The organism is Mesorhizobium sp. M0626, assembly GCF_040320665.1.
Classification (GTDB): Bacteria; Pseudomonadota; Alphaproteobacteria; order Rhizobiales; family Rhizobiaceae; genus Mesorhizobium.
The window spans coordinates 281,771-292,853 of the sequence record NZ_JAMYQD010000005.1 but is presented as its reverse complement, the minus strand read 5'-3'; the positions used below and the strand labels follow the sequence as shown (position 1 = coordinate 292,853).

At 63.8% G+C, this 11,083-nt stretch carries 11 protein-coding genes; 3 read left to right on the top strand and 8 right to left on the bottom strand.

Annotation, left to right across the window (positions count from 1 at the left end; genetic code table 11):
• Positions 1–116 precede the first annotated feature (116 nt).
• The gene (locus tag NKI37_RS08545; RefSeq protein ID WP_023691031.1) at positions 117–485 is read right to left on the bottom strand and encodes a four helix bundle protein; all 369 of its coding nucleotides are present in this window, start codon (positions 483–485) and stop codon (positions 117–119) included.
• Between the two features lie 35 nt (positions 486–520).
• Positions 521–1,690 (bottom strand): isobutyryl-CoA dehydrogenase, encoded by a 1,170-nt coding sequence (locus NKI37_RS08540; protein WP_352790890.1) that lies wholly within the window; start codon positions 1,688–1,690, stop codon positions 521–523.
• 147 nt (positions 1,691–1,837) lie between these two features.
• Here NKI37_RS08540 and NKI37_RS08535 point away from each other — a divergent pair, with 147 nt between their 5' ends.
• Positions 1,838–2,446 (top strand): dimethylsulfonioproprionate lyase family protein, encoded by a 609-nt coding sequence (locus tag NKI37_RS08535; RefSeq protein WP_352545367.1) that lies wholly within the window; start codon positions 1,838–1,840, stop codon positions 2,444–2,446.
• Between the two features lie 2 nt (positions 2,447–2,448).
• Positions 2,449–3,924: a cobyric acid synthase gene (locus NKI37_RS08530; RefSeq protein ID WP_352790889.1), complete on the top strand. Its 1,476-nt coding sequence runs from the start codon at positions 2,449–2,451 to the stop codon at positions 3,922–3,924.
• 148 nt (positions 3,925–4,072) lie between these two features.
• Here the strand turns inward: NKI37_RS08530 and NKI37_RS08525 are convergent, their stop codons facing one another.
• Positions 4,073–4,243 carry a hypothetical protein gene (locus NKI37_RS08525; protein ID WP_023670429.1) on the bottom strand — a complete coding sequence of 57 codons (171 nt, stop codon included), beginning with the start codon at positions 4,241–4,243 and terminating at the stop codon, positions 4,073–4,075.
• Between the two features lie 52 nt (positions 4,244–4,295).
• The gene (locus NKI37_RS08520; RefSeq protein ID WP_352499587.1) at positions 4,296–5,081 is read right to left on the bottom strand and encodes a TSUP family transporter; all 786 of its coding nucleotides are present in this window, start codon (positions 5,079–5,081) and stop codon (positions 4,296–4,298) included.
• A gap of 196 nt (positions 5,082–5,277) precedes the next feature.
• Here NKI37_RS08520 and NKI37_RS08515 point away from each other — a divergent pair, with 196 nt between their 5' ends.
• Positions 5,278–5,709: a TerB family tellurite resistance protein gene (locus NKI37_RS08515; RefSeq protein WP_023691035.1), complete on the top strand. Its 432-nt coding sequence runs from the start codon at positions 5,278–5,280 to the stop codon at positions 5,707–5,709.
• A gap of 115 nt (positions 5,710–5,824) precedes the next feature.
• Here the strand turns inward: NKI37_RS08515 and NKI37_RS08510 are convergent, their stop codons facing one another.
• The 4 genes from NKI37_RS08510 to NKI37_RS08495 all read right to left on the bottom strand — a co-directional run bounded on the left by NKI37_RS08510 (position 5,825) and on the right by NKI37_RS08495 (position 11,067).
• Positions 5,825–7,447: an ABC transporter ATP-binding protein gene (locus NKI37_RS08510; RefSeq protein WP_023710756.1), complete on the bottom strand. Its 1,623-nt coding sequence runs from the start codon at positions 7,445–7,447 to the stop codon at positions 5,825–5,827.
• A complete protein-coding gene (locus NKI37_RS08505) occupies positions 7,444–8,313 on the bottom strand; it encodes an ABC transporter permease (RefSeq protein ID WP_352790886.1) in 870 nt (289 codons plus the stop codon). The genes NKI37_RS08510 and NKI37_RS08505 overlap by 4 nt, the downstream gene beginning before the upstream one ends.
• Entirely contained in the window at positions 8,310–9,257 is a 948-nt protein-coding gene (locus NKI37_RS08500) for an ABC transporter permease (RefSeq protein WP_352790885.1), read from the bottom strand. Before NKI37_RS08500 ends, NKI37_RS08505 begins: the two co-directional genes overlap by 4 nt.
• A 334-nt stretch (positions 9,258–9,591) precedes the next feature.
• The gene (locus NKI37_RS08495; RefSeq protein WP_352790883.1) at positions 9,592–11,067 is read right to left on the bottom strand and encodes an ABC transporter substrate-binding protein; all 1,476 of its coding nucleotides are present in this window, start codon (positions 11,065–11,067) and stop codon (positions 9,592–9,594) included.
• Positions 11,068–11,083 lie beyond the last annotated feature (16 nt).

The following is an 11,083-nucleotide window of genomic DNA, read 5'->3' as shown; positions in this document are numbered from 1 at the left end:
GAAGGCGATGGTGGTCATAGCGGTGCTCCATGATGAGTAGGCAGTAGTCAGTATGCAGTAGGCAGTAGGCAGTAGTCAGTATGCAGTAGGCAGTAGGCAGTAGGCAGTAGGGCGACCTATTCGGGTGCGAGTTTGATAATAAGTTGGCGAAGCATCTTTCCGATGGCCTCGGCCGCCAGAAGCAGGTGCTCAGCTTGCCCATGCGTGGCAACGCCAATGCGTTGAGCGATTTGGAGGTGTGTCTCGAACTCCTTCAGCGAGCCTTGGGCTATCCTGAGAAATTGCTGATAGGAGCCTCGGTTGTCTCGGCCATAGCCTTCCGCGATGTTTGCAGGGATAGAGGTTGCTGAACGGCGGATTTGGCTGGTCAGCCCATACAATTCCTCTTTGGGCCATGTCTTGGTCAATGAGTAGGTGCTGACAGCCAGATCCATCGCCTGCTGCCATACGATAAGATCCTTGTACGAGTTGATCTTGCCGGTCATCCTTTGCCTACTGCCTACTGCCTACTGCCTACTGCCTACTGCCGTCCAATCAACGCCCGCGCGATGATCACGCGCATGATCTCGTTGGTGCCTTCGAGGATCTGGTGGACGCGCAGGTCGCGCACCAGTTTTTCGATGCCGTAATCATGGAGATAGCCGTAGCCGCCATGCAGCTGCAGCGCCTCGTTGGCGACGTTGAAGCCGATGTCGGTGACGAAGCGCTTGGCCATGGCCGACCATTTGCCGGCATCCGGCGCCTTGCGGTCGAGTTTCGAGGCGGCGGTGTAGAGAAAGATCCGCGCTGCCTGCAATTCGGTCTCCATGTCGGCCAACCTGAACTGCAGCGCCTGGAACTGGTTGATCTTCGAGCCGAAAGCCTTGCGCTCGGCGGTATAGGACAGCGCCTTGTCGAGCGCCGATTGCGCGCCGCCGAGCGAGCATGCCGCAATGTTGAGGCGGCCGCCGTCAAGGCCGGCCATGGCGATGCCGAAACCTGCGCCTTCCCCCGACAGCAGGTTTGCAGCCGGCACCTTGCAGTCCTCGAAGATCACCTGGCGGGTCGACTGCATGTGCCAGCCCATCTTGTGCTCGTTGGCGCCGAAGGAGAGGCCGGGCGCATCCTTCGGCACGACGAAGGTGGAAATGCCCTTCGGCCCGTCGGCGCCGGTGCGCGCCATGACGACATAGAGGTCGCTGTCGCCGGCCCCGGAGATGAACTGCTTGGCGCCGTTAAGCACATAGTCGTTGCCGTTCTTCACCGCGCGCGTCTTCAGCGCCGCGGCATCCGAGCCTGAACCCGGCTCGGTCAGGCAGTAGCTCGCCAGCCATTCCATCGAGGTCAGCTTCGGCAGGAAGCGTTGGCGCTGCTCGTCGTCGCCGAAGCGGTCGATCATCGACGCCGCCATATTGTGGATAGAGATGAAGGAGGAAAACGCCGGATCGGCGTGCGACAGTGCCTCGAAGATCAGCACGGCGTCGAGCCGGCCGAGCGCCGAGCCGCCGACATCGTCCCTGACATAGATGCCGCCAAGGCCAAGCGGGCCGGTCTCGCGGATTACATCGGCGGGAAAGTGTCTTGCCCGGTCCCATTCGAGCGCATTGGGCGCAACGCGATCGGCGGCGAAGGCCTGTGCCATCTCCTGGATGGCGCGCTGCTCCTCATTGAGTTCGAACTGACTGGTGCTCGCATCGACCGCGGCGTCCATGGCGTGCTCCCTGTGTTCCCCAGCTGGGGTTGGCTTGCTGGCCTGTTGTTTTTGGCTTTGCGCGCCGCTCAATCTAGACCAATGATGCCGCCGCGCAACCGGCTCGCCGCGCAGCCGCTGTGCATGAATGGATCAACGGAGCATTGCGTGCCGACATATTTCGACGAATTGCTCGACCGCTTCCATGCCTATCTCCGAGGCGTGGACAACGCGCTGGTGCGGGACGCCGTGACCCGGATCGGCTGGAATATGACGGCGCGCGTGCTCGAAGCGCATCCGCTGCCTTGCCTTGGTCTGCTCGACCGCATTGTCGAACTGGCGCCGCCGGACCCGCAGCCTCTGGTGCAACTGCTGGCGGAGCGTCGTGACGATCTGTGCTGGGGGCAGACCTACAACGCGAGCGATTTTGGTGAAGCGTTCTTGCAGAAATACGGCTGGCTGGAGGTGTTTGGCACGCGCGGCCATTTCGCCAATGAAGAGGTCGCGGCCGGATTGCTGATCCTGGGGCCCGGCATCACCTATCCCGACCATCATCACATTGCCGAGGAGATCTACATTCCGCTGACCGGCGGCACCGAGTGGCGCATGGGCGAAGGCGGCTTTCACACCCGCCAGGCGGGCGAAATTATCCATCACGCCTCCAATGTCAGCCATGCCATGCGCACCGGCAGCGAAGCGTTGCTGGCGCTCTACATCTGGCGCGGCGGGCCGCTGTCGCAGAAATCGACCGTTTCCGGCGCGCAGGGCAGGGGCTGAGCATGGCCAAGGCGATTATGCTGCAAGGCACGGGTTCGGATGTCGGCAAGACGGTGCTGGTGGCGGGGCTCTGCCGCGCGGCCAGGAATCGCGGGCTGAAAGTCAGGCCGTTCAAGCCGCAGAACATGTCGAACAATGCCGCCGTCGCCGACATTCCGGGCGACAACCGCGCCGGCGGCGGCGAGATTGGCCGTGGGCAATGGCTGCAAGCGCTGGCGTGTGGTGTTCAGCCGACCGTGCATATGAATCCGGTGCTGCTCAAACCCCAGAGCGATATCGGTTCGCAGGTGATCGTGCAGGGCAAGGTGTTCGGCGAGGCGCGAGCGCGCGACTACCAGACAATGAAAGCGGGGCTGATGGACGCCGTGCTGGAGTCCTGGACGAAGGTCGGTGAGGGCGCCGATCTGGTCGTCGTCGAGGGCGCCGGATCGCCGGCCGAAATCAACCTGCGCAGCCGCGACATCGCCAATATGGGCTTTGCCACGCGCGCCGACGTGCCGGTCATCCTGGTCGGCGACATCGACCGCGGTGGCGTCATCGCTTCGGTCGCCGGCACGCATCTGATCCTGCCGGAGGAAGACAGGCGCATGATCGTCGGCTACCTCATCAATAAGTTCCGCGGCGATGTCTCGCTGTTCGACGACGGCATCCGGTCGATCGAAAGCTTCACCGGCTGGCGCTGCTTTGGCGTCGTGCCGTGGCTGAAGGCGGCGGCGCGATTGCCTTCGGAGGATTCGGTCGTGCTCGAACGCCTGGCATCGGGCGAGAAGCGGGCGTTGAAGGTCGCCGTGCCGATGCTTGGCCGCATCGCCAATTTCGACGACCTCGACCCGCTCAAGGCCGAGCCGCAGGTCGAAGTGGTGTTCGTGCCGCCAGGGCAGCGCTTGCCGGAGGATGCCGGCCTGGTGGTCATTCCCGGTTCCAAATCGACGATCGGGGATCTCATGAAATTCCGCGAGAATGGCTGGGATCGCGATCTCCTCGCGCACCGCAAACGCGGCGGCCATATCGTCGGCATTTGCGGCGGTTTCCAGATGCTCGGCCGCCTGGTGCGCGATCCCGATGGCATCGAGGGCAGCGTCACCGAGGCGGAAGGTCTTGGTCTGCTCGACATCGAGACGGTGATGGAACCGGAAAAGACGGTGCGCAATGTCAGCGCGCGCTCGGTGCCGTTCGGCTTGGCGCTCGAGGGCTACGAAATCCATCTCGGCCGCACCACCGGGCCGGACATGGCGCGGCCGTCGGCTGTGATCAACGGCATCGACGACGGTGCCATTTCCGCCGATGGCAAGGTTTTTGGCACCTATCTGCACGGCCTGTTTTCCGCCGACGCTTTCCGGGCGAGATTCCTGGAAAGCCTCGGCGTGAAAGGCGGCGGCATCGACTATCGCGCGGACGTGGAAAAAGCGCTGGACGAGATCGCCACCGAGCTGGAGCGCCATCTTGAGTGCGATGCGATTTTTGGGTTAGCAAGGTAGGACCGTCCACCGTTTCGCCATCCTCGGGTCTGCGCGTCCGCTTCGCTTCATGGCCATCCTTCCGCGGAAGACCCTAACAGACCATGCATCCAAAGCAAAAGCGCCCGGCTTTTGACCGGGCGCTTCGAATTGCAGAGGTCGCGGGTGCCTAGGCGCCGCGCATCAGGCAGGCGGCGGCAAGCACGATGTATGCGATGAGGACAATCCACACCGCAGCCAGAGGAATGAACGCAAGAACGCCAAGCGCGGCGAGCACGCCGATGATGGCGATGACTAGGGATATGATGAAAACAAGCTGAGTGGGTGCACTAAGATTCATGTGTGGTCCCTCCAACATGATTCGTACAACGGCATCCTATCAGGCGTGCGGCTCATACACCAACTAGCTGGCGCAATGGGTTCGCCGGATCGGCCAGCAGCTTCACCGCCAGCGCCAGGCAGATGATCACCAGCAGCGGCTTGATCAGCCTTGCGCCGATGCGGATGGCAAGGCTGGCGCCGAGCCGGGCGCCGAGGAACTGGGCGATGCCCATCACCAGCCCGATCTTCCAGTAGACGACGCCGGCGATAGCAAAGACGATGAAGCCGCCGATGTTGGAGGCGAAATTGAGCAGCTTGGTGTGTGCCGTGGCCTTGAGCACGCCGAAGCCGGCGAGGCTGACGAAGGCCAGCATGTAGAAGGAGCCGGCTCCCGGCCCGAACAGCCCGTCATAGAAGCCGACCAAAGGGGCGATGACCAGCCCGAACAGGAAGGGCGACAGGCGCTCGGCGCGGTCGACATCGTTCATGTTGGGTTTCACGGCGAAGTAGATCGCGATGGCGATTAAAAGCAGCGGCAGCAGCGCCCGCAGGAGATCACCCGGCACGAATGCCGCCAGCAAGGCGCCGACGGCACTGCCGGCAAGGGCCAGAAGCGCCGATGGCAGCTGTCGGCGCAGATCGACATGGCCATTCATGGCGTAGTGGATGGTCGCCGAAGCGGTGCCGAAAATGCCCTGCAGCTTGTTGGTTCCAAGTGCTGCGACGGGCGGGAAGCCGGCAAGCAGCAGGGCCGGGATGGTGATCAGCCCGCCGCCGCCGGCTATCGAATCGACAAAGCCGGCTGCAAAGGCGGCGAAGGCAAGCATGATGACGGTCTGGGTAGCGAGGTCGAGCATCGGGATTTTCTGAACATTCCGGCGGGAAAGGTGGTGCCGCGCCTTCTCATGGCCATCCGGTTTGCGCAAGGCCGATTCCGCGCTACGTCCATCCAAGCGCGTTGCGCTTGGATTTCCTGTGGTGCATGTCATTATCTCAGTACCGCTGCGCAGTTTTGGGTCATGTGCGCTGGGCGGGCTCGGGAAAGGGACACTGTTGGCGATGGCATTGCTCGACCAGATACGCTCGATCTTCGATGGTGACCCCGGCGTGCGCAAGGTTGCCGACGACCCCGTGCTGTCGGCGGAACTCTTGATGCTGTTTCGCATGATCCTGGCCGACGGCTCGGTTTCGGAGAGCGAAATGGTCGCCTTCCGGCGCATCTGCAAGGACGCCTTCGGCATCCCGGAAACCAGCATCGACGCGGTCATCGAATATCTCAATGATTTCGGCTACGAGACCAACGGTTCGCAAGCCATGGCGCTGTTCCGCGATCTCGATGTCGAACGGCGCAAGTTGCTGGCGCTCCACATGGCGGAGATCGCCAAAGCCGATTCCAAACTGGCCGAGAGCGAAGTGCGGCTGTTGCGCCGCACGCTCGATTTGCTCGACATCAGCCCGGTCGATGTGGTGAAGCCGGAGGAGTGAGGCAGACCAGGGGCAACGGCCGCCCGGCCGGGTCCCCGCTGCTTCGCAGCGTCCCAGCGTTCGTGACCTTTCATCGTGCCACTGGCACGATGAATTCGCTGCGCGAACCGGTCGCTCACCCCTGTTCCTGCATACGGTGAGCGATCGCCCGATGCAGATCGGGCGCAGCCGCGACCAGCGCCCTGGCCGCCTCCGACTGCGGATGATCGAGCACGTCGCCGGTCTTGCCGCGCTCGACGATCCTGCCGTCATGCATGACCAGCACCTCATCGGTGATGGCGCGGGCGACGGTCAAATCGTGAGTGATGAAGAGATAGCCAATGCCGAGCTTCTGGTTGAGCTCTGCGAACAGATCGAGGATCTGGGCGCGGATCGACACGTCGAGCGCCGAGACCGGCTCGTCGGCGACGACCAGCTTCGGCCTTGTGATGATGGCGCGGGCGATCGACAGGCGCTGGCGCTGGCCGCCGGAAAACTCATGCGGATATTTGTCCATGTCGCTGACGCCGAGGCCGACCTCGTGCAGCGCATGCGCCACCATCTCGCGCCGCTCGGCCGGTGTCGGCTTCTTTTCCAGTACATGCAGCGGCTCGGCGACCAGTTTCTCGACCTTCTGGCGCGGGTCGAAAGAGCCGTAGGGATCCTGGAACACCACCTGCATGTCGCGCCGCGCGGCTTTGAGCTCCGCCTCGCTTTTGCCGGTGATGGTCTCGCCGCGAAAGCGGATCGTTCCCGATGTCGATTTGTCGAGCGCCAGGATCATGCGGGCAAGCGTTGACTTGCCGCAGCCGGAGCGGCCGACCAGCGCCACCGACTGGCCCGGCGCCAGCGACAAGGACACGTCGTCGACGGCGCGGATTGGAGCCGCTGACTTGAACAGGGAGGTGCGCCGGCCCGGATAGTCCCGTGTCACGCCTTCGACCTCAAGCAGCGGTTTGCCCTGGCCGGTGGCGTGAACCTTCGCGCGCGCGGGCACGTGCATGGAGGCCAGCGCCAGCTGGCGCGTGTAGGGATGCAGCTGTTCCGATAGCGTGCGTGCGGTGTCGCCGGCTTCCATCACCTCGCCATGACGCAGGATGGTGATGCGGTCGGCCATTTCGGTGACGACGGCGAGATCGTGCGAGATCAGAAGCAGGCCCATGCGGTTTTCGCTGACAAGGCCGCGCAAGAGGTCGAGGATCTGCGCCTGCAGCACCACGTCGAGCGCCGTGGTCGGCTCGTCGGCGATGAGCAGCTTGGGTTTCAATGCGCAGGCAATGGCGATGACGACGCGCTGGCGCTGGCCGCCCGACAGTTCGTGCGGATAGCGCGACAGCGGGAATTTGGCCTCGGGCAGGCCGACGCGGTCGAGCATTTTGCGCGCCCGGTCTTCGGCTTCCGCGCGGCTTGCCCTGGTGTGCCAGCGTATGCCTTCAGCGACCTGCTCGCCGATCGTCTTGACCGGGTTAAGCGCCGTCATAGGTTCCTGGAACACCATGCCGATGTCGTCGCCGCGCAGCGCGCACATCTGGTCCTCGGTTGCGGCCAGAATATCGATGCCGTCGAAGGTCACGCGGCCGGTGGCGCGCGCAGCATGCGGCAGAAGCTGCATGATGGTCAGCGCCGTCATCGATTTGCCCGAGCCGGATTCGCCGACCAGCCCCATCACCTCGCCGGGCGCGACGGAGAGGTCGACCCCTTTCAGGATCGGCGTGTCGCCGATGGCCAGCGACAGGTTCTCCATCTGCAGCAGGCTCATCGCTGCCGCCGCGATTTCGGGTCGAGTATGTCGGCGATGCCGTCGCCGAGCAGATTGAGCCCAAGCACCGTGACGACGATGGCCATGCCGGGGAAGATGGCCATCCAAGGCGCCACCACCATGCGCGTCTGAGCGTCGAACAGCATGCGGCCCCAGCTCGGCATTGGCGGCTGGGCGCCGAGGCCGACATAGGAGAGGCCGGCTTCGGCCAAAATGCCAAGCGCGAACTGGATGGTGCCTTGCACCAGAAGCAGCGTGGCGATGTTGGGCAGCACGTGCTCGATTGTAATCTGCGTCTTGCTCTTGCCGGCGGCGCGCGCGGCGAGGATGAACTCGCGCGGCCAGATCGCCAGCGCGCCGGCGCGGGCGACACGCGCAAACACCGGGATGTTGAAAATGCCGATTGCGATGATGGCGTTGATTGCGCCCGGTCCGAAGATGGCGGTGATCATGATCGCCGACAGCAGCGCCGGGAAGGCGAAGACGAGGTCGTTCAGCCGCATCAGCGCCTCGTCGACAAACCCGCCGCGCGCCGCGGCGAAGGCGCCGAGCGGCACGCCGACGCCCATGCCGATGCCGACCGCGACCAGCGCCACGGCAATTGAGTTGCGGGCGCCGACCATGATCATCGACAGGATGTCGCGGCCGAAATGATCGGTGCCGAACCAGTGCGCCGCAGAGGGCGCCAGCGTCTTGTCCGAGATCACCAGTTTGGTCACGTCGTAGGGCGTCCAGACGCAGGAGATGACCGCGATTGCAGCCACCAGCACCGTGATGGCGAAGCCGATGAGGAAGGAGCGGTTGCGGAAGGCCTTGGCCAGAATGCTGCCCAACGTCTCCTGCGGGATGTCGATGTGCAGCGTCATTGCCGGCCTCGAAGGCGCGGATCGACGATGGCATAGGAGACGTCGACGACGAGGTTAACGGCAATGACGGCGACGACCAGCAGCATGACGATGCTTTCCACCACGATCAGGTCGCGCTGGGTGATCGCCTGGAACACCAGCCGTCCGAGGCCCGGCAGATAAAAGACGTTCTCGATGATGATGGTGCCGGCGAGCAAGAAGGCGAATTGCAGGCCCAGAATGGTCAGAACCGGGATCATCGCATTGCGCAGTGCGTGCCGCCACAGCACAGCGCGATAGGGCAGGCCCTTGGCGCGGGCGGTGCGGATATAGTCCTCGTTCAGCACCTCGATCAGCGCCGAGCGGGCAACGCGCGCCAGGATCGCCGCCTGCGGCAGCGCAAGTGCTACGGCCGGCAGCAGCAGCGATTTCAGCGCCGGCCAGGCGCCAGCGCTCCAGCCGGGAAAGCCGCCGGCCGGCACTAGCCGCAGCCAGACGGCAAAGAGGTAGATCAGCATCAGCGCGAACCAGAAGTTCGGGATGGCAACGCCAAGCTGGGCGGCGCCCATAGCGATCGTATCGCCGGCCCGGCCGCGCCGGCTGGCGGAATAGAGCCCGACCGGGATGGCAATGATGGTGGACAGCGCCAGCGCGATTAGCGCCAGCGGCAGGGAAACCGCCATGCGCTCGCGGACAAGGTCGATGACCGGCACCGAATAAGTGTAGGAGCGGCCGAAATCGAGGCTGAGCAGACCGCCGACCCAATGGAGGTAGCGCAGGAGAAGCGGCGCGTTGAGGCCCATCTGGTTGCGCAGGAGTTCGACCTGCTCGGCTCTGGCGTTGAGGCCCAGCATCAGCCGCGCCGGGTCGCCGGGCAGGATTTCGAGCACGGCGAAGACGACCATCGAGGCCAGGATCAAGGTGGCGACGGCAATGGCGAGGCGTTGGAGGAGGTAGGCGGTCATGGTGGAGGGAATGGTGCGTTGCCAAGTGCGATGACTGAGCAAAGGCAGCGTTCTGTCACACCCCCCTCTGTCCTGCCGGACCCGGCCCTTCGCTGTCGCTTCGGGCGTTCGTTGTTCGGAAAGCCAAGCAGTTGGCTTTCCGTCCGCTGCGCGGACCACTCCTCACCCCCCGCAAGGGGGGAGATCAGCAGTTTCCGTGTCGTCGACCAGCGTTCAACGTTCGCGATAGGCGAAAGCGGAGATGATAGCCCGATCTCCCCCCTTGCGGGGGAGATGCCCGGCAGGGCAGAGGGGGGTGTGACGGAGCGCAAACGCCGCCCTTTGGCCCGCCGCCTCAATTCGCCCACTTCACCTTGGTCAGGTCATTCGCCTGGATCGGGGCGTTTTCCCACAGGCCCTGCAGCTTGGCGTCCCAGACGCCGACCTTCGGCAGTTCATAGAGGAAGCCGACCACGGCGTCGTCGGCCAGGATCTTCTGTGCTTCGCCGAGCAGCGTGTTGCGCTTGGCGTCGTCGGAGGTGAGGTTCAGCTCGGCGATGATCTTGTCGAAGGCCGGATTGTCGTAGTTGAAGTAATAATCCTTGCGCGAGTAGATATCGATGTCGTTGGGCTCCGTGTGAGAGACGATGGTCAGGTCGTAATCCTTCTTGGTGAACACCTGGTCCAGCCACTGCGCCCATTCGACCGGGATGATTTCGAGGTCGATGCCGACATCGCGCAGCTGCGAGGCGATGATCTCGCCGCCAAGCCGCGCATAGGAGGGCGGCGGCAGTTTCAGCGTCGCCTTGATGCCGTTTTCGAAGCCGGCCTGCTTCAGCAACTCCTTGGCCTTCTCGACATTGTGCGGGTACAGGCCGGTGAGGTCGACATAGGCCTTGCTGGCGGGCGACATGTGCGAGCCGATCGGCACGCCGAGGCCGGCCGAGGCGCCGTCGATGATCGCCTTGCGGTCGAGCGCGAAGGCAATTGCCTGCCGCACCTCGAGCTTGTCGAAAGGCGGCTTCTTGTTGTTGATCGCCAGAATGGTCTCGCCCTCAGTCGAGCCGATCACCACCTTGAAGCGCGGATCGTCCTTGACCTGCGCGACGCTGTCGGGATCGAAGAAAGGGAAAGCCTGGATGTCGCCGGAGAGCAGCGCCGGCACGGCGGCAGCGGCGTCGGGAACGATGCGGAACTCGGCCTTGTCGAGGAACACCGGGGCGCCCCAGTAAGTGTCCGATTTCACCAGCGTGATCGACGAGCCCTTGGCCCAGCTCTGGAATTTGAACGGGCCGGTGCCGATGGGCTTTTCCTTGTTGGTGTCGGCGCTCTCCGGCGCCACGATCACGGCGTCGCCCCAGCCCAGATTGTAAAGGAACGACCCTTGCGGGTTCTTCAGCGTCACCTTGACCGTTGCCGGATCGACGACTTCGACCGTATCGATGGCGGCGAACAGGGCCTTTTGCGCGTTTACGGAATTGTCGGCGCGGGCGCGGTCGAGCGAGAACTTCACGTCGCCGGCGTCGAAGTCGCTGCCGTCATGGAATTTGACGCCGGTGCGCAGCTTGAAGGTGTAGACCTTGCCATCGTCGGAAATGGCCCAGCTCTCGGCAAGGTCGGGCAGCACTTCGCCATTCGGGCCGATGCGGGTCAGGCCCTCGAAGACGTTGGCGTAGAGCACTTCGTCGATCGCCGCGGCAGCACCGGCGGTCGGATCGAGATGCGGCGGCTCGAGCGGAATGCCGATCACCAGGTCGGTGCGTGCGGCAAATGCCTGACTGCCGGCCAGTGCCAGCACCGCGGCGGCAAGAATGGTTTTCCACAATTTCATCGTGCAACTCCCAAAT